This is a genomic window from Grimontia hollisae CIP 101886, assembly GCF_000176515.1.
In the GTDB taxonomy this organism is placed as follows: domain Bacteria; phylum Pseudomonadota; class Gammaproteobacteria; order Enterobacterales; family Vibrionaceae; genus Enterovibrio; species Enterovibrio hollisae.
Genome location: NZ_ADAQ01000013.1, coordinates 1,058,047 through 1,080,702 on the forward strand (window position 1 = coordinate 1,058,047; position 22,656 = coordinate 1,080,702).

At 49.5% G+C, this 22,656-nt stretch carries 14 protein-coding genes, 4 tRNA genes and 3 rRNA genes; 6 read left to right on the top strand and 15 right to left on the bottom strand.

Features of this window, described 5'->3' with window-relative positions:
• Window positions 1-12: 12 nt before the first annotated feature.
• Together VHA_RS17690 and dnaQ are read right to left on the bottom strand one after the other, a co-directional pair.
• The gene (locus VHA_RS17690) at window positions 13-1,296 is read right to left on the bottom strand and encodes a TIGR03503 family protein (protein WP_005506807.1); all 1,284 of its coding nucleotides are present in this window, start codon (window positions 1,294-1,296) and stop codon (window positions 13-15) included.
• Window positions 1,293-2,036, bottom strand: coding sequence for a DNA polymerase III subunit epsilon (gene dnaQ, locus VHA_RS17695; RefSeq protein ID WP_005506808.1), 744 nt, complete (start codon window positions 2,034-2,036; stop codon window positions 1,293-1,295). The genes VHA_RS17690 and dnaQ overlap by 4 nt, the downstream gene beginning before the upstream one ends.
• A gap of 51 nt (window positions 2,037-2,087) precedes the next feature.
• Here dnaQ and rnhA point away from each other — a divergent pair, with 51 nt between their 5' ends.
• Window positions 2,088-2,555 (top strand): ribonuclease HI, encoded by a 468-nt coding sequence (rnhA, locus tag VHA_RS17700; RefSeq protein WP_040529201.1) that lies wholly within the window; start codon window positions 2,088-2,090, stop codon window positions 2,553-2,555.
• A gap of 29 nt (window positions 2,556-2,584) precedes the next feature.
• Here rnhA and VHA_RS17705 read toward each other — a convergent pair whose 3' ends face one another.
• Entirely contained in the window at window positions 2,585-3,313 is a 729-nt protein-coding gene (locus VHA_RS17705) for a methyltransferase domain-containing protein (protein ID WP_040529202.1), read from the bottom strand.
• Window positions 3,314-3,345: 32 nt separating this feature from the next.
• Between VHA_RS17705 and gloB the strand changes: the two genes are divergently transcribed.
• Window positions 3,346-4,104, top strand: a complete 759-nt coding sequence (gene gloB / locus VHA_RS17710) for a hydroxyacylglutathione hydrolase (RefSeq protein ID WP_005506823.1) — start codon at window positions 3,346-3,348, stop codon at window positions 4,102-4,104.
• A 73-nt stretch (window positions 4,105-4,177) separates the two neighbouring features.
• Window positions 4,178-5,749: a LysM peptidoglycan-binding domain-containing protein gene (locus VHA_RS17715; RefSeq protein ID WP_226926533.1), complete on the top strand. Its 1,572-nt coding sequence runs from the start codon at window positions 4,178-4,180 to the stop codon at window positions 5,747-5,749.
• 59 nt (window positions 5,750-5,808) lie between these two features.
• Here the strand turns inward: VHA_RS17715 and VHA_RS17720 are convergent, their stop codons facing one another.
• On the bottom strand, window positions 5,809-6,714 hold the full coding sequence (locus VHA_RS17720) for a LysR substrate-binding domain-containing protein (protein ID WP_040529334.1): 906 nt from the start codon (window positions 6,712-6,714) through the stop codon (window positions 5,809-5,811).
• A gap of 219 nt (window positions 6,715-6,933) precedes the next feature.
• Here VHA_RS17720 and focA point away from each other — a divergent pair, with 219 nt between their 5' ends.
• Window positions 6,934-8,391 (top strand): formate transporter FocA, encoded by a 1,458-nt coding sequence (gene focA / locus VHA_RS17725; RefSeq protein WP_005506826.1) that lies wholly within the window; start codon window positions 6,934-6,936, stop codon window positions 8,389-8,391.
• A 19-nt stretch (window positions 8,392-8,410) separates the two neighbouring features.
• Here focA and VHA_RS17730 read toward each other — a convergent pair whose 3' ends face one another.
• The 11 genes from VHA_RS17730 to purL all read right to left on the bottom strand — a co-directional run bounded on the left by VHA_RS17730 (window position 8,411) and on the right by purL (window position 20,654).
• Entirely contained in the window at window positions 8,411-9,271 is an 861-nt protein-coding gene (locus tag VHA_RS17730) for an endonuclease/exonuclease/phosphatase family protein (RefSeq protein ID WP_005506827.1), read from the bottom strand.
• Between the two features lie 191 nt (window positions 9,272-9,462).
• Window positions 9,463-9,578 (bottom strand): 5S ribosomal RNA (gene rrf, locus VHA_RS17735).
• A 169-nt stretch (window positions 9,579-9,747) separates the two neighbouring features.
• Window positions 9,748-12,754, bottom strand: a 23S ribosomal RNA gene (locus VHA_RS17740).
• A gap of 260 nt (window positions 12,755-13,014) precedes the next feature.
• Window positions 13,015-13,090, bottom strand: a tRNA-Ala gene (locus tag VHA_RS17745).
• Window positions 13,091-13,180: 90 nt separating this feature from the next.
• Window positions 13,181-13,256, bottom strand: a tRNA-Val gene (locus tag VHA_RS17750).
• Between the two features lie 33 nt (window positions 13,257-13,289).
• Window positions 13,290-13,365 (bottom strand) — tRNA-Lys (locus VHA_RS17755).
• A 2-nt stretch (window positions 13,366-13,367) separates the two neighbouring features.
• Window positions 13,368-13,443, bottom strand: a tRNA-Glu gene (locus VHA_RS17760).
• A gap of 89 nt (window positions 13,444-13,532) precedes the next feature.
• Window positions 13,533-15,084: ribosomal RNA gene (locus VHA_RS17765) — 16S ribosomal RNA — on the bottom strand.
• Together the 16S, 23S and 5S rRNA genes with 4 tRNA genes alongside form the textbook arrangement of a ribosomal RNA operon.
• A 666-nt stretch (window positions 15,085-15,750) precedes the next feature.
• Entirely contained in the window at window positions 15,751-16,089 is a 339-nt protein-coding gene (gene glnB, locus VHA_RS17770) for a nitrogen regulatory protein P-II (RefSeq protein ID WP_005506829.1), read from the bottom strand.
• 92 nt (window positions 16,090-16,181) lie between these two features.
• A complete protein-coding gene (locus VHA_RS17775) occupies window positions 16,182-16,619 on the bottom strand; it encodes a GNAT family N-acetyltransferase (RefSeq protein ID WP_005506830.1) in 438 nt (145 codons plus the stop codon).
• A 126-nt stretch (window positions 16,620-16,745) separates the two neighbouring features.
• On the bottom strand, window positions 16,746-20,654 hold the full coding sequence (gene purL, locus VHA_RS17780; protein ID WP_005506831.1) for a phosphoribosylformylglycinamidine synthase: 3,909 nt from the start codon (window positions 20,652-20,654) through the stop codon (window positions 16,746-16,748).
• 136 nt (window positions 20,655-20,790) lie between these two features.
• Here purL and VHA_RS18940 point away from each other — a divergent pair, with 136 nt between their 5' ends.
• Together VHA_RS18940 and mltF are read left to right on the top strand one after the other, a co-directional pair.
• Window positions 20,791-20,958: a hypothetical protein gene (locus VHA_RS18940; protein WP_154124449.1), complete on the top strand. Its 168-nt coding sequence runs from the start codon at window positions 20,791-20,793 to the stop codon at window positions 20,956-20,958.
• A gap of 62 nt (window positions 20,959-21,020) precedes the next feature.
• Window positions 21,021-22,568 carry a membrane-bound lytic murein transglycosylase MltF gene (gene mltF / locus VHA_RS17785; protein WP_005506832.1) on the top strand — a complete coding sequence of 516 codons (1,548 nt, stop codon included), beginning with the start codon at window positions 21,021-21,023 and terminating at the stop codon, window positions 22,566-22,568.
• Window positions 22,569-22,656: the final 88 nt, after the last annotated feature.

Consider the following 22,656-nt stretch of genomic DNA (forward strand, 5'->3'; position numbering starts at 1 on the left):
AACCGTCACACATTATGTCGCTTTATCCGAATCTTCAGGAGGTGGCGCTTCCAGCGCTTCTTCGGTTTCTGTCGCCAGCTTTTTACGTTTAAGCATACGCACCACAAACCAACCAGCAATGGCAAGCACCAGCAAGAGAATGTTGCCGCCAATAATGGTGATCAGCGCCATCTTGCGATCTGCCTCGCGCTTTTCTGCCGCAATGCGTTCATCTTCAATACGCTTTCTTTCGGCCTCACGCGCCTCACGTTCCTGCTTGGCCTGCTCAATGGCTTCATAATCAGCAACGGCAAATGTCTGCTCTGGCAGATGGAACGTCAATGGACGGCCGGACAGCTTTTCTGTGCCGTAAATCCAGGCATGCCATGTATGACGGCCGGGCTCTTCAAAGTTGTCGATATCGAGCGTCAATGCTGCGTTTTCACCGCTCACCACGCCCTGATAAACGGAAGCTTTCCCTTTGGGATCGGTAAATTCGGAATGGATCGCAATCGATCCTGGCTCAACGCTCGCAATATCAGACTCCACCAGCAAATTATGCGGCAGAGCTTTCTTACGGCTCTGTTTGAAGGTGGCCATCAGTGGCGAGGGATAGACCAACACTTCCTGCTCAAGGGTGCGGAAAAACACCCCATTACCAGATGTCACCCGGGCCCGGTACTTACCGGGAGGCACATTAATAGGCAATTCAACAGTAAACACGCCATCACCAGCATATTCATCCAGTCCGGCACCATCATCTTTAAACTGCCCCAATGAGACTGATTGCGGGCGCTGGTCGACAGGAATGTCTTCAACGCTTTCCAGATACTCGGTGAAGGTGACTGTCAGTTCCACACGATCAAGAAAGTCGCGGAGATTGAGTGGCTTATCACCCTGCATCAAACGGGCAGTGAATTTGAGGGATTCGCCCTGATAAAGTCTATCCGGGAAGGTATCAACCTTCATGCTGAGTTCAGAGAGGATACGGATTTTATTTTCGGGCGTAACCCGGCCTATCGCTTGCCAGGGACCGGGCATTGGATTCATTACAGATACAATGTCCATATCCGCTTCCTGATGCCAGGAGACATTATCTGGATGGCGCCATGCATAGAGCTTGGCGCCATCTGGCTGAACAAGAATGACCGGTCTGCTAGGATTTTTACGGTAAATAACAAACGCGACCTGGGTGATGGTGGAATCGATGCGGAAACGGTTGTCCAACAACCGGATATCACGATTCGATGTCTGCTCCGCAACGGCATTGAACGCCGTCAGCATAATGAGCAGAAACCCAGCCCACCTTGTTTTCATACACTCTCCTGTTGCCTCCAAAGGCAGCTGCCTTTCTTTTCAATGACATCCAGCTGCGCTTCATGTTCTTTAAGTTCATCGGCAGAGGCTCGGATAATCTTTAGCTTTTTCGTACCGGCTTCAACACGGCGGATGGCTTCTCCCCCACTGTCCTGATCGCTTGATTCGCTACCACCAAACTTGAGCGTGGTCTGACCGCCTGTCATCAACAGGTAAACATCGGCCAGGATCTCGGCATCGAGCAATGCGCCGTGAAGCGTACGGTGCGAGTTATCTATGCCATAGCGTTCACAGAGCACATCCAGGTTGTTTCGCTTGCCTGGGAAGATTTTCTTCGCCATGGCAAGGGTATCGGTCACCTTGCAGAAGTCACCTGTTTTACCGATAGAGGGGTCCAGCATCTGGAACTCATGGTCCATAAAGCCGGTATCGAAGGGCGCATTGTGGGCAACAAGCTCAGCCCCTTTGATGAATTCCAGAAACTCCGCATGAATATCGGCATAGGACGGTTTGTCCCGCAAAAACTCATCGGTGATACCGTGGACGGAGATCGCTTCCGGATCGATCTCTCTGTCGGGTTTGATATAGACGTGAAAATGACGACCGGTCAGTTTGCGGTTAATGATTTCAACGGCACCGATTTCAATGATGCGGTGTCCTTCGTAGTGCGGACCACCTTCACGGTTCATACCCGTGGTTTCGGTATCGAGAACGATAATTCTGTCGTAACTGGCTTTCATAGCGGCACTTGTGTCAGACTTGGCAATTAATTTCCACAGATACTAACAAATATGGTCAAGCAGGTAGAAATTTTCACGGATGGATCTTGTCTCGGTAATCCAGGGCCCGGTGGTTATGGGGTTGTTATGCGTTATAAACAACACGAAAAAGAGCTGAGCGAAGGGTTCTCGCTCACCACCAATAACCGGATGGAACTGCTGGCAGCAATTGTAGGTTTAGCTAGCCTGAAAGAATCCTGCAACGTCACCCTGACAACCGACAGCCAATATGTGCGTCAGGGGATCACCCAATGGATACACAACTGGAAAAAACGTGACTGGAAGACGGCGGATAAAAAACCGGTGAAAAATGCAGACCTTTGGCAACGCCTTGATAGTGAAACCCAGCGCCACACTGTCGACTGGCAATGGGTAAAAGGCCATGCAGGTCATCCTGAGAATGAGCGCTGCGATGAACTGGCAAGAACAGCGGCAGAAAACCCGACAAGCCCCGATACCGGTTACCAGCCAGATGCCTGAGTCTGTCGGCTAACTCCATGGTGTTAGCTTCAGTTGTCACCGATACGATAGTTCAGGCTAACCGGCGATAACTGCTTCTTAAGCTTCCATTTCGGTTTAATTGGTTTCAATGGGTAAGTGCGTTTACGGGCGACGATAAAGTACAACGACCCGATGACCGGAAGCAATTCTGAGCACGCGTTTTCAAACCACACTCCACAGGTTCGGTGACGCGTAGCAGGGAGTAGCCCAAAACAGGACGTGTCGACAATTTCATAGTTCAATAGACTCAACCAATCCCTGATCCGCAATGGCGTGAACATTCTACCATTCCAGGGCAACTTATTCTTGCGCCAGGGTATCAAACGACCGATCCCCATCAAACTACTGGGATTTACTCCTGAGAGGATCAGGTAACCATCGTCTATCATGACTCTGTCAATCTCACGCAACAGCCGATGGGGATCATCGGTGTAGTCAAGCTGGTTAGCCAACACGCAAACATCGAACGCTTTGTCTACAAATGGCAGATCGTAGTTATCGGCCTCCATATTGCGCAGAGGGTTGAGCTTGTCAATACAGACCTGATGCTGGATGTTACAATGCCCAGTCACAAGCTCACAGCTAAGGCCACCTAGCTTTAGCATGTGGTAACCAAAGAGGCGGGGCAACCATTCATCCAAACGCGTTTGTATATGCGTGCAAACCCACTCGCCGTGTGCGAATTGGTCCCACGTATAAGGGTATTCCAGTGGGCGTTGGCTGCGTGCTGGCTTCATAGTATTTTTTAAGTTATAGCTGGAGAAATTCAATGCTATCTGTAACAAGCATACCTGCATTCAATGACAATTACATCTGGCTGCTAAAAAATGATGACAATCATTGTGTTGTCGTCGATCCAGGCGATGCCGCGCCAGTTTTGTCAACCTTGAACCAAATGAAATTAACGCTAGATGGCGTACTGGTAACCCACCATCATCATGACCACATCGGCGGTATTCAACAACTGCAAAAAGCGTTCCCTGACCTGACAATTTACGGCCCTGATAGTGATCGCTTTCCTATGGTTACCCATCCGTTGAAAGATGGAGACCGTTTTACCTTGTTCAATACCCTCTTCACTACCATTCAGGTTCCTGGACACACTCTCGACCATATAGCCTATTACGCAGAAGGAATGCTGTTCAGTGGCGACACCCTATTCTCTGGCGGTTGTGGCAGGCTGTTTGAAGGTACGCCGACGCAAATGCATCAATCTCTGACACGTCTGGCTTCCCTACCGGACGATACTCAGGTGTTTTGTGCACATGAATACACACTATCTAACCTAGAATTTGCCCATGCTGTGGAACCAAACAATATTGCACTTAATGATTATATTATTGATGCAAAGAAAGTTAGGGCGAAAAATCAGCCAACACTACCAAGCTCTATTGGTCTGGAAAAGCGTATAAACCCATTCCTCCGCTCTCATATCGACAGTGTTAAAGACGCCGTGGTTCAGCGCGCGAGTGATCTAACAGATATCGAAACTTTTGCAGCACTCAGACGCTGGAAAGATGAATTTTGATACAAATCACTTGTTAGTGAGAATTGGTATTGTGTATAATATTTGACCGTTTTTTTTGATAGTGCAGAGAGTGATGATGTTCCGTTACGTGTTAGCAGGATCGATGTTTCTCGCAGGATGCCAAATTACCGGCCAAAGTGATGTCGCGACCACGACTAATACACCAAAGCAACAAACAAAAGCTCTTCTCACAACTGACAGTATGCAAACAACTGTCAGCACTGATCATGTCAAGGAGGTTGTGCCAGCCATAAACCCACAGGCGCTAGAAAATGTTTGGGAGCGGATTGCCATCCAGCTAAAGATGGAAATTCCTGAGAATGAGCGTGTGAAACACTACCGAAATTGGTATTTGAAGCATCCGCAACATATGAAGATTGTGGCGGAGCGTGCTGAGCCTTTTCTCTTCCTCATTACTGAAAAAGTGGAAGCAAGAGGCATTCCTCTAGAAATTGCTTTGCTACCTATAGTAGAGAGTGCTTTCGACCAGTTTGCGTATTCCCACGGAAGAGCTGCAGGCCTGTGGCAATTTGTACCTGATACCGGTCGACGTTTCGGTCTCGATCAAAACTGGTGGTATGACGGTCGCCGCGATGTTGTTGCATCTACCGATGCTGCATTGGATTTATTGGCATACCTTCACAAGAAATTTGATGGTGACTGGCTTCACGCCTTAGCCGCTTATAACACAGGAGAAGGTCGGGTTTTCCGTGCAATTAGAAACAACAAAGACAAAGGCCTACCTACCGATTTCTGGTCTCTCTCATTGCCAAAAGAAACCAGCGGCTATGTGCCGAAGCTGCTTGCTATCGCCGATGTGATAAGAAACCAAAAGCGCTACGGGGTAGCATTACCCGCTATTGCGAATAAGCCCGTTGTTGAACTGGTAGAACCCGGTGTGCAGATGGATTTGGCACTGGCAGCCAACTATGCTGGGCTCTCCTTATCTGAGCTCCAAAACCTGAATCCAGGTTACAACCATTGGGCGACAGCGCCGGAAGGGGCAAACCATCTGCTGCTGCCAAAAGAAAGTGTCACACGTTTTAACAATAACCTTGCTGAAAATAATAACCAAGGCATCAAAGTGACTCGGTACAAAGTTAAACGCGGTGATTCTCTGGGACTGATTGCCCAGCGCCATAATACAACCGTCAAAATGATACAACGTGCCAATAGTATAGATGGTAGTAATATTCGTGTTGACGAACACCTACTTATTCCAACATCGCTTGAAGATGAAAGTCTGTATACGCTGAGCGCTCCCCAGCGCTTGGCTAAACTGACCAACCAAAAACATGGTGACATCAAACTCACTCACACAGTACAAAAAGGTGACAGTTTATGGTCTATCGCTAGGAAACATGGCGTGTCCCACGCCTCTCTAGCACACTGGAACGGGATGGCACCGAAAGATCCTCTGCGAACAGGCCAAGATCTGGTCATTTGGAAAAAAGCAGAGGAAAACGCACGTATCCGTACTGTTGTTTACCAAATCCGTGAAGGTGACTCATTGAGTGGTATTGCTGCGCGTTACAAGGTATCCGTTTCCGATTTGGTGAAATGGAATTCACTGAAGAAGAACTCTTATATACAACCAGGGCAAACACTGAAGCTGCATATCGATGTGACGAAAGTCAGCGCATAACCTTCTTACTTCTGAAAAAGCGCACAGTGTATTCACCGTGCGCTTTTTTATTTGCCGGTTTACATTACCATCGGATGACGTTTCATCATGCGAATCCCTTCTCGCTTAAAACAATCTACCAATGGATTTTCTGCCATGTCCGCCCGCCAAACAAAAGAGAGTGAGCGGGAAATATCCAAGTCCGGCACCGTCAGCGCTACCAATTTACCATTATCAATATATCGCTCTACCTCCAGATAGGGGAGACACGTCAGATATTGTCCATGAGCAACCAAGCTACGAATTACCGGAACATGCTCATACTCCCGCCACACATCCAGATCAGCAATATGTCCCGCGATAGCCCTTTCAAATGCCATTCGAGTCCCTGAGCCATGCTCACGTAGGATCCACTTCGCCTGCTCCAATTGCGCCATACTCACGCGCTCACATTTAGCAAAAGGGTGGTGGGCAGCTGCAACAATGGTAAGATGATCAGTACACCAAGGTTCTTGATGTAGACGGCAATCATCAACACGCCCCTCGATAATCCCCAGATCATAACGGTAGTCCAGCACACCTTGGATGATAGAACTGGTACTGTGCACTTTCAGGGAAATTCGAATTTCTGGAAAATCATTATCAATAATACTGATAAGGTCTGGAACCAAGTGCTCGGCAGGGGTTTGGCTCGCCCCTAGCCGGATCTCCCCACTCAACAAATGCTGGTCGTAAAAGCCCAGCTCAATTTGTTTGGCGTCCCGGAGCAGCCGTTTAGCCTTTGGGCGCAGCCAAGATCCCCAATGTGTCAGGATAAGGCGCTTTCCTTTTCGTTCAAAAAGAGGCCTTCCTAACATTTTCTCCAGCTGTGACAAAGACATACTGGTCGCTGACTGGGTCAAAGACAACATATCTGCAGCCTGACTGACACTGCCACAATCAGCCACGGCATCAAAAACTGCCAACTGTTTAAGTGAATAGCGCATCACTTCCCTCCCCAGAAAAGCGGCGAACATTAAACCTCTTTATTATTATGGATTTATTGTACCTACTCTAAAAAAATCATCAATAAAACTGAATATAAAACAAAGGATTATCAATTGTACTACATGTCGTACCCTCATTTAGTCTGAAAAGGAAGTCAGGCATTTCGCCTGCCTCACAAAAGAAGGAATACACTATGAAACCAAGCAAGAGGGGAAGCGATGTCAACCGCGTATTCTGATCACCACTTCGTCTCAGTAAAAGGATTCTCCGCAGCCGAAATGATGTCTGAGGCTGAAAGGTATGCACTGAAAAAAATCAGTAAACGCAGTAGTGCAACCATCAGCCTGGCTGTACTGGCAGGCGCCTTTATCGGCCTTGCTTTTATGTTCTATATCACAGTAACAACCGGCAATGACACGACCAATTGGGGCACCAACCGTCTGATTGGCGGACTAGCCTTTAGCATGGGGTTGATACTGATCGTTATTTTTGAAGGCGAGCTGTTTACCAGCACAGTGCTTTCCAGCATTTGTTGGGCCAACAACCAGGTTGGCATCACTAAACTTTTCAGTACCTGGGGCAAAGTCTATGTCGGTAACTTTATCGGTGCGATGATCATAATGATATTAGTAGCAGCAGCTGGGCTATATCAGCTTGATGGTGGCCAATGGGGATTAAACGTACTGAATATCGCCCAACACAAATTGCATCATACCTGGCTTGAAGCGTTCACTCTGGGCGTACTTTGTAACATCTTGGTATGCACTGCCATTTGGTTAACTTTTTGCTCAGCAAACCCTGCAGTGAAAGCCGTCATGACCATGTTGCCAGTCGCGATGTTTGTATCAAGCGGGTTTGAGCACAGTATCGCAAACATGTTTATGGTGCCTTTAGGCATCGTCATTGCCCACACCTCGCCTGACGCGTTCTGGATGCAGTTAGGTGTGGAAGCATCGGCGTATAGCGATCTCACTGTGTCCCACTTTATCACCAATAACCTTGTTCCAGTGACACTCGGCAACATTGTAGGCGGTGCCGTCCTGGTTGGACTCGCCAACTGGGGAATTTATAGAAAACAACTACAACAGCCAGATATGCAAGCTGTCAACTCGCCAGTGACTCTTCACGAAGCAAGTAAGGATTCCACTATGATGAATAGTATAAAAGTAAAAGACTTGATGAATACCACTCCCATCGTCCTGAAAGCCAGTGATCGCACCGTAGATGCTATTGATGTCTTGCTTTCCAATCAACTGACTGGCGCACCGGTTTGTGACAGCCAGAAACATGTGGTCGGTTTCTTCTCTGTCCATGATGTGATGGTGAATTTATGGTGTGAGGATTACCTGCCTGATGCATCACAATGCGTTGGCGACCTTATGAATGAGGAAGTCACTGCATTGAGCAGCAATGACAGCTTGGTAGACGTTGCAGAGTTTCTGGTGGTCGACAGAGAAACAGCGTACCCGGTATCGGACATGGGTATCGCAACCAGCCTTTCTTATAAGCCTCTGAAAGAGCGGGTACGTGAAGCAAAAATCAGTAAGCCTCACATCCTGCCAGTGCTTGAGAATGATCGTCTGGTTGGTGTGATATCCCGTTCAGATGTGCTTAAGGCGATGCGTCCCCTATACAATATGGCTGACGTTCCCAACGAAATGTCGAGAGCCATCTAACCGCAAAAAGGAGGCAGCGTTATTCGCTGCCTCCTTTTTCTTCTGCAAAGAAAAGTCTCACTTCAATCTTGGCGTGATCAGACGCTTCTGTTTCTACCGACCTTGCACTCTCCAACCGCATGCCACGATAAAAAAAATGATCCAGAGGATGATTAAAAACCCTCAGTCGTTGATCCGGTTGGAAACGAGCTTCCAGTAACCCTAATGTGCCAAGTTTAGTCTTTACTACTGACTGTCTTTCATTGCTCCAGGTATTCAAATCACCAGCAACGATCAAGGGACCTTCTAGTGACTTGACAGCCTCAACCAAGGCATCCAACTGCTCAGAATAGTCTTTGACACCATAAGTAAAGTTGATACTGTGCAGATTAATCACTGACAGAATCTCACCATTCGACAGTTTGAAAGCACTGTAAAGTGCACTTTTTGGCAAACGCAGATATGGCTCAATCTTGGTGTAAGCACAAACGGTTTGCGGCTTAGCCTTAGACAGTGTCATTACTCCCGCTATCTCGCCATTAATTGCAAAGGCATAGGCTTGGTTACTGTGCCATCCGCCCTGTTCAATATACGAGATCATTTCAGGCCTACTCTGTGCTTCTTGAAGTAAAATCACCTCATTTTCTGCAGCCAGCGATTTCAATTCGGTATCCCAACCATCCAATTGCTGCTTATAAATATTCCAGACAGCGATATTCAATGGCATTGATGCATCAATAACAGAAGCATCCTGGTAATCATGACATCTCACTTTCCCATGCCCATGAGTCGAGGCAAGTTGTGGAGAATCAGGGACATCAATAAAAAAATAAGTAAACGCGATACCGCAAACAAAAAAGACAGAGAAGAGAATAACCCAGAGACTACGTAATTGTTTCATTATGTAATCGGTCGCTCAGCATTTACATTTAATAGGCAAAGTCAGAAGAATACACACAAACGACCATCCGGGACAGTGTAATCTTCCGTCAAACATTTTCAATATACGTAACGCAAAAAGGCCATCCTTGCGGATGGCCTTTTGACGTACTTTTTGTCTTCACTTTCTTAAAAAGTGAAAGAAAATTAGACGCCTGGCGATGTCCTACTCTCACATGGGGAGACCCCACACTACCATCGGCGCTGCTCTGTTTCACTTCTGAGTTCGGCATGGAATCAGGTGGGTCCAAAGCGCTATGGTCGCCAAGCAAATTCTGTATCGGGGTTCTCGGTCCTGGGTGACTAGGCCCCGGGAACGCCCATTAAAATCTTGGAAAACTGACCGCGGTTGCTCTTCCTAGGTCCTAGCAACCGCTCTCTCTCTTTACACACTCTTTGTGTTCTTACTTGAGTCCGTCAAAACCCCTTGGGTGTTGTAGGGTTAAGCCTCACGGGCAATTAGTATCAGTTAGCTCAATGCCTCACAGCACTTACACACCTGACCTATCTACGTCGTCGTCTCCAACAACCCTTTAGAAGGCTTTTAGCCTTAGGGAGAACTCATCTCGAGGCTCGCTTCCCGCTTAGATGCTTTCAGCGGTTATCAATTCCGAACTTAGCTACCGGGCAATGCCACTGGCGTGACAACCCGAACACCAGAGGTTCGTCCACTCCGGTCCTCTCGTACTAGGAGCAGCCCCTCTCAATTCTCCAACGCCCACGGCAGATAGGGACCGAACTGTCTCACGACGTTCTAAACCCAGCTCGCGTACCACTTTAAATGGCGAACAGCCATACCCTTGGGACCGACTTCAGCCCCAGGATGTGATGAGCCGACATCGAGGTGCCAAACACCGCCGTCGATATGAACTCTTGGGCGGTATCAGCCTGTTATCCCCGGAGTACCTTTTATCCGTTGAGCGATGGCCCTTCCATTCAGAACCACCGGATCACTATGACCTGCTTTCGCACCTGCTCGAACCGTCATTCTCGCAGTCAAGCGGGCTTTTGCCATTGCACTAACCTCACGATGTCCGACCGTGATTAGCCCACCTTCGTGCTCCTCCGTTACGCTTTGGGAGGAGACCGCCCCAGTCAAACTACCCACCAGACACTGTCCTCACCCCAGATTATGGGGCCAAGTTAGAACATCAAACATACAAGGGTGGTATTTCAAGGATGGCTCCACGGCAACTGGCGTCACCGCTTCCAAGCCTCCCACCTATCCTACACATGTAGGCTCAATGTTCAGTGCCAAGCTGTAGTAAAGGTTCACGGGGTCTTTCCGTCTAGCCGCGGGTACACAGCATCTTCACTGCGATTTCAATTTCACTGAGTCTCGGGTGGAGACAGCGTGGCCATCATTACGCCATTCGTGCAGGTCGGAACTTACCCGACAAGGAATTTCGCTACCTTAGGACCGTTATAGTTACGGCCGCCGTTTACTGGGGCTTCGATCAAGAGCTTCTCCCTAAGGATAACCCCATCAATTAACCTTCCAGCACCGGGCAGGCGTCACACCGTATACGTCCTCTTTCGAGTTTGCACAGTGCTATGTTTTTAATAAACAGTTGCAGCCACCTGGTATCTGCGACTGCCCATAGCTCCATCCGCCAGGGACTTCACCGCGGGCAGCGTACCTTCTCCCGAAGTTACGGTACCATTTTGCCTAGTTCCTTCACCCGAGTTCTCTCAAGCGCCTTGGTATTCTCTACCCGACCACCTGTGTCGGTTTGGGGTACGGTTACTGATAACCTGAAGCTTAGAGGCTTTTCCCGGAAGCAGGGCATCAATGACTTCAACACCGTAGTGTCTCGACATCGTGTCTCAGTATATAGCGAGCCGGATTTGCCTAACTCACCTACCTACGCACTTGAACCAGGACAACCGTCGCCTGGCCCACCTAGCCTTCTCCGTCCCCCCATCGCAGTTATCAGCAGTACGGGAATATTAACCCGTTTCCCATCGACTACGCCTTTCGGCCTCGCCTTAGGGGCCGACTTACCCTGCCCCGATTAACGTTGGACAGGAACCCTTGGTCTTCCGGCGAGGAGGTTTTTCACCTCCTTTATCGTTACTCATGTCAGCATTCGCACTTCTGATACCTCCAGCATGCCTTACAGCACACCTTCTACGGCTTACAGAACGCTCCCCTACCCAATGTGCCTAAACACACTGCCGCAGCTTCGGTGTATCGCTTAGCCCCGTTACATCTTCCGCGCAGGCCGACTCGACCAGTGAGCTATTACGCTTTCTTTAAATGATGGCTGCTTCTAAGCCAACATCCTGGCTGTCTGAGCCTTCCCACATCGTTTCCCACTTAGCGATAACTTGGGGACCTTAGCTGGCGGTCTGGGTTGTTTCCCTCTCCACGACGGACGTTAGCACCCGCCGTGTGTCTCCCGGATACTACTTACTGGTATTCGGAGTTTGCAAAGGGTTGGTAAGTCGGGATGACCCCCTAGCCTTAACAGTGCTCTACCCCCAGTAGTATTCGTCCGAGGCGCTACCTAAATAGCTTTCGGGGAGAACCAGCTATCTCCGGGTTTGATTGGCCTTTCACCCCTAGCCACAAGTCATCCGCTAATTTTTCAACATTAGTCGGTTCGGTCCTCCAATTGATGTTACTCAATCTTCAACCTGCCCATGGCTAGATCACCCGGTTTCGGGTCTACGTCATGCAACTGAACGCCCAGTTAAGACTCGGTTTCCCTACGGCTCCCCTATACGGTTAACCTTGCTACATAACGTAAGTCGCTGACCCATTATACAAAAGGTACGCAGTCACCCTATCCCAAAGCACTCAAGCCTACTGCTTGATTTTTGAGGTTTGTCGTTGCAAACAACGCAACGACAACAGTGTGAATTCACTTCACGCTGTCACCTTCATGCTCGGATAAGCACTTTGGTGATAGGGCTCCCACTGCTTGTACGTACACGGTTTCAGGTTCTATTTCACTCCCCTCACAGGGGTTCTTTTCGCCTTTCCCTCACGGTACTGGTTCACTATCGGTCAGTCAGGAGTATTTAGCCTTGGAGGATGGTCCCCCCATCTTCAGACAAGATAACACGTGTCCCGTCTTACTCGTTTTCACTCACTGTGCGTTGTCGTGTACGGGGCTATCACCCTGTATCGCGCCACTTTCCAGTGGCTTCCACTAACGCATAACAAGCTTAAGGGCTGGTCCGGGGTCGCTCGCCGCTACTGCCGGAATCTCAATTGATTTCTTTTCCTTCGGGTACTTAGATGTTTCAGTTCCCCGAGTTCGCCTCATTAACCTATGGATTCAGTTAATGATACTGGCTTATGCCAGTGGGTTTCCCCATTCGGAAATCCCAGACTCAAGTGGCTGTTACTGCCTTATCTGGGCTTATCGCAAGTTACTACGTCCTTCTTCGCCTCTGACTGCCTAGGCATCCACCGTGTACGCTTAGTCACTTAACCCTACAACCCCAAGAGGTTTCGTAGGTTCAAACAACCAAGGTGTTCATTTACATGAACGATTTCGCCGGACTCAAATTCCAAGAACACATGAATGTGTTTGGTGTTAACTCCTAAGAGTTAACCTTTGAGAACTTTTACAAACAATCTTTATTTCCGTAGAAACAAAGTTGTTTAGTCAGCTTTCCAGATTGTTAAAGAGCATGTGATGTGTTCTGTCGAACAACCACTTTTTAAATATTCTCGTAAGAACACTTAAAGCGTGGTGGAGCTATGCGGGATCGAACCGCAGACCTCTTGAATGCAAATCAAGCGCTCTCCCAGCTGAGCTATAGCCCCATCGAGTGGCCTTTTTCTTTAAGCAAGATGAAGTGTTTCGACGTTTAGTTCGCTAAACGAGAAAGGCTTCAATGCAGCATAAAGAAAAAGTGGTGGGCGATACCGGGCTCGAACCAGTGACCCCCTCCTTGTAAGGGAGGTGCTCTCCCAACTGAGCTAATCGCCCACATTGTTTGTTTTACATCCCCAGTGGTGAAGATGGTGGGTCGTGCAGGATTCGAACCTGCGACCAATTGATTAAAAGTCAACTGCTCTACCAACTGAGCTAACGACCCAATGGCGTCCCATAGGGGAGTCGAACCCCTGTTACCGCCGTGAAAGGGCGGTGTCCTAGGCCTCTAGACGAATGGGACACAACCTTTGTTGAGGTTTGGGTACCTCAACCACTCTTTACATTTTCAACCTATACAATCTGTGTGGACACTCTCATTCATAGTATCAGTAAGGAGGTGATCCAGCCCCAGGTTCCCCTAGGGCTACCTTGTTACGACTTCACCCCAGTCATGAACCACACCGTGGTAAACGCCCTCCCGAAGGTTAAGCTATCTACTTCTGGTGCAGCCCACTCCCATGGTGTGACGGGCGGTGTGTACAAGGCCCGGGAACGTATTCACCGTGGCATTCTGATCCACGATTACTAGCGATTCCGACTTCATGGAGTCGAGTTGCAGACTCCAATCCGGACTACGATGCACTTTCTGGGATTCGCTCCACCTCGCGGTCTCGCTGCCCTCTGTATGCACCATTGTAGCACGTGTGTAGCCCTACTCGTAAGGGCCATGATGACTTGACGTCGTCCCCACCTTCCTCCGGTTTATCACCGGCAGTCTCCCTGGAGTTCCCACCCGAAGTGCTGGCAAACAAGGATAAGGGTTGCGCTCGTTGCGGGACTTAACCCAACATTTCACAACACGAGCTGACGACAGCCATGCAGCACCTGTCTCTCAGTTCCCGAAGGCACACCAGAATCTCTTCCGGCTTCTGAGGATGTCAAGAGTAGGTAAGGTTCTTCGCGTTGCATCGAATTAAACCACATGCTCCACCGCTTGTGCGGGCCCCCGTCAATTCATTTGAGTTTTAATCTTGCGACCGTACTCCCCAGGCGGTCTACTTAACGCGTTAGCTCCGAAAGCCACGGCTCAAGGCCACAACCTCCAAGTAGACATCGTTTACAGCGTGGACTACCAGGGTATCTAATCCTGTTTGCTCCCCACGCTTTCGCATCTGAGCGTCAGTCTTTGTCCAGGGGGCCGCCTTCGCCACCGGTATTCCTTCAGATCTCTACGCATTTCACCGCTACACCTGAAATTCTACCCCCCTCTACAAGACTCTAGCCTGCCAGTTCAAAATGCCACTCCCAGGTTAAGCCCGGGGCTTTCACATCTTGCTTAACAGACCGCCTGCATGCGCTTTACGCCCAGTAATTCCGATTAACGCTCGCACCCTCCGTATTACCGCGGCTGCTGGCACGGAGTTAGCCGGTGCTTCTTCTGCCGCTAACGTCAAGTAACGCAGGTATTAACTACGCTACCTTCCTCACGGCTGAAAGTGCTTTACAACCCGAAGGCCTTCTTCACACACGCGGCATGGCTGCATCAGGCTTGCGCCCATTGTGCAATATTCCCCACTGCTGCCTCCCGTAGGAGTCTGGACCGTGTCTCAGTTCCAGTGTGGCTGATCATCCTCTCAAACCAGCTAGGGATCGTCGCCTTGGTGAGCCTTTACCTCACCAACCAGCTAATCCCAACTGGGCCCATCCTGACGCGAGAGGCCCGAAAGTCCCCCTCTTTGGTCCGAAGACATTATGCGGTATTAGCCACCGTTTCCAGTGGTTATCCCCCTCGTCAGGGCAGGTTCCCAGCCTTTACTCACCCGTCCGCCGCTCGCCGCCCATGAACGCACCCGAAGGATTGCTCATGTCGCTGCCGCTCGACTTGCATGTGTTAGGCCTGCCGCCAGCGTTCAATCTGAGCCATGATCAAACTCTTCAATTAGAATCTTTTCTGCCCTTCCTCACTTTGAAAAAGTGAACAAAGGCGGCTCAACGAATACTGATATAAATTGACTGTGCTCTTATTGGTTTTCACGTTTGAAAACGTGAAATCAAAACAGCTCAAGGCTGTACCAATTTGAATTGGTCACTCAGTTCGTTGATAAATCTTTTGTCTATCAATGACGAGTGCCCACACAGATTGCATAGGTCAAATTGTTAAAGAGCCTTCTCAGCTTCGCTGAGCGGAGTTGGATTTAAACGCAACTCTTTTTTTGAGTCAAGCACTTTTGCTTTCCTCCAGCCAGCAGGAAACTTCACAGTGCTGACGAGGGGCGCATTATAGGGGGAAATTTTTTGTTGGCAATACCTTTCTTAAGAAAAATCACTTTTCAGTCAAAAGAGAGCGAAACCTCGCCATAATGAGCAGAAATACAGCAAAGAAACATATCCAGTGATGTCTATAGCTCCTCTCATACTGAATTTGTTACATCATTCGGGGCAGTAAAATCATCAACTTCAATGATCCTATGAGCAAATATAAAAAATACCCTCGGTCTTTGAAGTACTGAGGGTATTGTTCATTATTAGTAGGATAACTTAACGGGTCGATGTGCTAGTTCGTTGATGTTATCTCGCTTAAGAACCTGTTGGATTTACGAAGGAAAGGCTAAATCGCCTCTTCATCTTCTTCACCAGTACGGATGCGCACTACACGCTCCACATCAGTCACGAAGATCTTACCATCACCAATTTTGCCAGTTTGTGCTGTTTGTACAATGGTCTCTACGCATTGCTCTGCTACGTCATCTGCCACCACAATTTCCAACTTCACTTTGGGCAGGAAATCCACCATATATTCCGCACCACGGTACAACTCAGTGTGGCCTTTTTGACGACCAAAGCCTTTGACTTCAGACACTGTCATACCCGTAATACCGACTTCAGCCAGCGCTTCACGCACGTCGTCAAGCTTGAACGGCTTGATAATCGCTTCGATTTTTTTCATATCGCATTCCCTTAAAGTCTGGATTAAGCAATCGGCTCAATACGTTAATTGTAACCTTACCGTACCCGGTTGGCGCGTTTTTCACGCATAATTTAAACAAGAGGTTTCTTCCATGCCATGCTGTTGGCATCGTCACAGGCAAAAGGGGGCTGATAGCCAGAGTTGGCCAACAACGCCTGCATCGGTCTGCGACCAATCACTGCACTACAGTCCACTTTCAGTTCAAATGTCACCGTCGATGCATATGCTTCCAGCGCATTGAGCAGGGTTTTACCAATGCCCTGCAGGCGACTTGCCTGATCCACTTCCAGCAGGGTCAGCGTCGCTTCCTCGACCATAAGTCCATTGTGACGTTTTTGATGTTGAAGTACTGCCACAGCAACGGGTTCACCGTCTTTTTCAGCCACTAACATCGGGATCTCCTGAGTGACTTCAGGTGCATTCACTTGCGCCAGAGAAGGAAAACGGCGCTTTAGGGATTCCGGGACTTGTCCGGATGGAATAAGCGTAAAGCTGATCGCACTGTCCATTGCATTTCTCTCCATAAAATTGCCAAAACACTTTACCCTCTCGCCAATACTGGATGCAATCAGATAAAAAACCGCCACCAGAAGGTAGCGGCTTGTGTCACACGTCTAGGTTTTAAACCATGCTGGTCAGCCAAGCTTCACGCGGGCATTGCGGAACATGCGCATCCAAGGGCTGTCCTCTCCCCAGTTGTCTGGGTGCCAGGAGTTTGCCACGGTACGGAATACACGCTCAGGATGTGGCATCATGATAGTCACACGACCATCGCGGGTCGTAAGGCCAGTAATACCGTTTGGCGAACCGTTAGGGTTTGCTGGATAAGACTGGGTCACGTTGCCGAAGTTGTCCAGATAACGCAGTGCAACCGTGCCGGAGGCCTCAATGGCGCTCAGGTGTCCTTCATCACGCACTTCCACACGGCCTTCACCATGCGAGACAGCAATTGGCATGTGAGATCCTGCCATTCCACTCAGGAACAGAGATGGACTGTCCTGAACCTGTACCAGGCTGAAGCGTGCTTCAAAACGCTCTGATTCATTGCGGACAAAGCGCGGCCACAGATCCGCTCCCGGGATAAGCTCGTGCAGGTTGGACAGCATCTGACAGCCGTTACACACACCCAGTGCAAAAGAATCACCACGGTGGAAGAAACGCTCGAACTGGTCGCGAGCCTGCTCGTTGAACAAGATAGATTTTGCCCAACCTTCACCTGCGCCCAACACATCACCGTACGAGAAACCACCACACGCTACGAGGCCGTTAAATTCGTCCAATTGAACTTTGCCTGACAGAACATCACTCATATGGACGTCTTTGGCATCAAAGCCTGCACGATCAAACGCAGCTGCCATTTCCACGTGGGAATTCACACCCTGCTCTCGCAAGATAGCCATTTGCGGACGCGCACCGGTTGCGATAAATGGCGCTGCAATATCTTCCTGTACATCAAACGTCAGACTTGCAGAAAGCCCCGGGTCAGCCACGTTTTTCTTCGCTGCAAACTCTTGCTGTGCACAATCTGGGTTATCACGCATAGCCTGCATCTGGTACGTCGTTTCCGCCCAAATAGTGCGAAGCGCAGTACGGTTTTGCTCCAGAACCAGTGCATCACCGTTCCAGATACGGACAGTATCATCATCATTCAGGGTACCGATAACATGGCTGCACGCTTCCAGACCGTGTGCAGAGAACGTTGACAGCACAGAGTCCAAATCTTCTGTGCGAACCTGCACCACTGCGCCCAGCTCTTCGTTGAATAGCGCAGCCAATTCGTCGTTGCACTCGCCTTCTGCCGACAGGGTATTAATGTCTACTTCCACACCCACGTGCCCGGCAAACGCCATCTCTGCCAGTGTGACGTAGAGACCACCATCACTACGATCATGGTAGGCCAACAGTTTCTCTTCCCGCACCAGAGCTTGTATCGCATTGAAGAAACCTTTCAACAATTCTGGATTATCAACGTCAGCAGGTTTGTCACCCAGTTGCTTGTAAACTTGCGCCAGTGCCGTTGCGCCAAGACGGTTTTGTCCCTGGCCAAGGTCTACTAATACCAATGCGCTGTCGCCTTTGTCGGTGCGAAGCTGTGGCGTGACTGTCTTGCGGATGTCTTCCACGCGACCGAAAGCGGTAATAATAAGCGACAGTGGCGAGGTATTTTCTTTCTGCTCGCCATTTTCTTCCCAGCGGGTTTTCATCGACATTGAGTCTTTACCCACAGGAATGGTCAAATCCAACGCCGGGCAAAGTTCTTCGCCCACGGCTTTCACTGCTTCATACAAACCCGCATCTTCACCCGGGTGACCCGCTGCTGCCATCCAGTTTGCAGAGAGCTTGATACGCTTCAGATCGCCAATGTCAGCACAGGCGATGTTAGTGAGTGCTTCCGCCACCGCCAGACGCGCAGACGCGGCAAAGTCCAGCAGGGCAACCGGCGTGCGCTCACCCATGGACATGGCTTCACCATGGTAGGTGTCATAACTCGCAGCTGTTACCGCACAGTTTGCAACTGGCACCTGCCAAGGCCCCACCATTTGATCACGCGCAACCAGACCGGTGACGGTACGGTCACCGATAGTAATGAGGAAGGTTTTCTCTGCCACTGCCGGTAAACGCAGAATGCGTTGGGTTGCCTCTTCGAGGTTGATACCGTCACGGGCGATTGCCTGACCTTCCACTTTCAGCGAAGTGACATCACGGTGCATTTTCGGTGGCTTGCCAAGCAGAATATCCATCGGCATGTCGATTGGCGTGTTGTCGAAGTGGCTGTCTTCCAGTGTCAGGTGACGCTCTTCAGTCGCTTCACCAACGACGGCATACGGCGCACGTTCACGCTGGCAAATCGCATCAAACACGTCCATGTTCTCCGGTGCAACCGCCAGCACATAGCGTTCCTGTGATTCATTACACCAGATTTCCAACGGGCTCATGCCCGGCTCATCATTGGGCACATTACGCAGCTGGAATTTTCCGCCCCGTTCACCATCATTCACCAACTCAGGCAGGGCATTGGAAATACCGCCAGCACCAACATCATGGATAAAGGCAATCGGGTTTTTCTCACCAAGCTGCCAGCACCGGTCAATCACTTCCTGACAACGACGTTCCATCTCTGGGTTTTCACGCTGTACCGAAGCGAAGTCCAGATCTTCTGATGACTGGCCTGATGCCATGGAAGACGCTGCACCGCCCCCCAGACCGATATTCATCGCCGGCCCACCCAGCACGATCAGTTTCGCCCCAACAGGGATGTCCTTTTTCTGAACGTGCTGCTCACGGATGTTACCCATGCCACCCGCAATCATGATGGGCTTGTGATAACCACGCACCTCTTCGCCATTATGCGATGTAACTTTTTCTTCGTAAGTACGGAAATACCCCAACAGGTTTGGACGGCCGAATTCATTGTTAAACGCCGCGCCACCCAATGGGCCTTCCAGCATGATGTCCAGCGCATTCACGATACGATCCGGCTTACCAAAATCCGTCTCCCAAGGCTGCTCATAACCCGGGATTCTCAAATTGGAGACAGTAAAGCCTACCAGTCCCGCTTTTGGCTTGCCGCCAATACCTGTCGCCCCCTCGTCACGGATTTCTCCTCCCGAACCGGTTGACGCTCCCGGCCATGGGGAAATCGCCGTTGGGTGGTTGTGGGTTTCCACTTTCATCAGGATGTGTGCGTCTTCCTGATGGTAGCTGTACTGGCGGGAGTCAGGATCGGGGAAAAAGCGACCAACCTTAGATCCCACCATCACGGCTGCGTTGTCTTTGTAGGCGGACAGTACGTAGTCGCTGTTGTGTTCAAAGGTGTTTTTGATCATCTTGAACAGGCTTTTTTCCTGATCGACACCATCAATCGTCCAGTCTGCGTTGAAAATCTTGTGGCGGCAGTGCTCAGAGTTGGCCTGCGCAAACATCATCAGCTCGATATCGTTAGGATTACGCCCAAGTTTGGTGAAGTTTTCCACCAGATAGTCAATTTCGTCTTCCGCTAATGCCAGACCCAGCTCAAGGTTGGCTTTCTCCAGCGCCTCACGGCCACCAGATAAAATATCAACCGCAGTCATCAGTGCAGGTGTCGCTTCCTTGAACAGCGTTGCCGCATCATTCATATCAGCAAACACCACTTCCATCATCCGGTCATGAAGCAGCCCAGCCAGCTCTTTTTGCTGATCTGCCGATAAGTCAGCTGACAGTTCAACATAATAAGCCGTGCCGCGCTCAAGACGTTTGACTTGACTCAGGCCACAGTTGTGAGCGATGTCAGTGGCTTTGGAGGACCAAGGAGAAATGGTGCCGGGGCGAGGTGTGACGAGGAAAAGGGTTCCGGTCGGTGTATGCTCGGCGATGGTCGGGCCGTAAGTAAGCAGGCGATCCAGCTTTTGTTTTTCGTCTTCACTCAAAGGAGTACTGAGATCAGCAAAATGAATATACTCAGCATAGAGGCTGGTCACTGGCAAATCATTACTTTTGCAGCTTTCCAGCAGTTTTTGGATTCGAAATTCAGACAGAGCGGGGGAACCACGCAAAATTTCCATGTGCGTACGTCTCTCGGTTAGCGATGGATTAAAGTGATATTGGCCTAACCCCATGATTTATCACATAAGGAGTATTTATAGCGGTCATGCCGATATCACTTATAATGGCTTCGGGCCGGTATTATAGGGGAAAATAGTGAGCGATGTAACACTTGACGCAACCGTTTGCGCAACTTTTTTTGCCTTGCTATTTTTGCGCAATGATTCACCACAGATGTTGATGACCTATCATTTAGATAACAGCAGTTGGGTATACTTCCCTGCCACTATTCGCTACATTCGCCAAGTTGTAATTACCGCTTAACTTTCAGCTTTAAGCCAGCTTTGATATAACAGTCCCCAAACTCTAGATGTAGGCATAATTTTTTGAACGAGAACGCTGTAAAACGAACCTATCAACTGCTTACAGGCCTTTTTCTGGCGCTTCTTCTTGCGGGATGCGAATGGAAGTATGATGACAGAACAGCACTGGAAAAAATTCGTGACCGTGGTGTTTTACGCGTAGGTACGCTGAATAACAAGCTTTCCTACTACATCGGCCCAGATGGCCCAACCGGTCTGGACTACGAACTCGCCTCCCAGTTTGCTCATAGCCTAGGCGTCAAACTTGAGATGCAGCCAGCCTATACGCTCTCAGGCCTGTTTCCGGCCTTAGAGCGCGACGATGTTGATATCATCGCCGCCGGCTTAACTATCACCAAAGATCGGCTCGAGTATTTTCGCCCTGGGCCGGCGTATTATTACGTCACCCAACAGCTGGTGTACAAAAATGGCCATTGGCGCCCGCGTAAAGTGACCGAAATAAACAAAGGTGGAGCCCGTGTTGCGGTAGTGGAAGGCTCCAGCCATGCACTCACCCTTCAGACCATTCAACGTGAATCCCCCGAACTTGAGTGGGAGAGCGTCACAGATGCCGATGATGATGAACTGTTGAAACAAGTGGCCGACGGCAAGCTCGACTTCACCATCGCTGACTCCGTGGATATCGCCCTAGTACAGCGCACACACCCTTCGATCGCCGTTGCCTTAAGCCTCACAGAGGAAGAACCGATAGCCTGGTTTATGAAAAAATCACAGGACGACAGTGTTTATGCCTTGATGATCGAATTTTTTGGTAAAAAGGCCAAAAACGGCGAACTGGCGGCACTGGAAGAAAAATATTTTGGCCATGTCGACAGTTTTGACTTTGTTGATACCCGTGCCTTCTTACGGGCTATTGATAAAAAGCTTCCCAAGTGGGAACCACTGTTTAAAAAATACGCCGATGAATTTGACTGGCGTTTGCTGGCCGCGCTTTCCTATCAGGAGTCACACTGGAATCCACGCGCCGTTTCACCAACCGGTGTACGCGGCATGATGATGTTGACCCTGCCAACAGCAAAATCTGTCGGTGTTAAAAACCGGCTCGATCCGGAGCAGAGTATCCGCGGTGGCGCTGAATACCTTCGCAAAATGCTCCACCGCGTGCCGGACAGTGTGAATGAGCACGAAAAAATCTGGTTTGCATTGGCCTCTTACAACATCGGATTTGGTCATATGATGGATGCGCGCCGACTAACCAAAGCCCAAGGTGGCAACCCTGATTCTTGGGCGGACGTGAAAGAGCGCTTACCTTTATTGGCTAAGCGTCAGTACTACAAGCAAACACGCTACGGATATGCCCGCGGCTATGAAGCACTGAGCTATGTAGAAAATATCCGTCGTTACTACCAGAGTATCGTCGGCTATGAACAGGACGAAGCACAGGCTATCGCCAGCGACATGGCAGATAACCTTGATGGGTTACAAACCATCAAGGTTGATGAGCCAGATGACACTGTTAACAATGAGACAGAGAGGGTTGAAGAGCAATCCATTGGCGGTAAAAAAGCCACTGATGCCAAGTCGCAGGAAGAAAACGACAAATCCGGCTAAGCTTGTAGCATTGTCATCATCTATTCACACTCAGTGTTTATAAATGCAACTTCAGAGCGCAGAACATGACTGCGCTTGTTTATTCAAA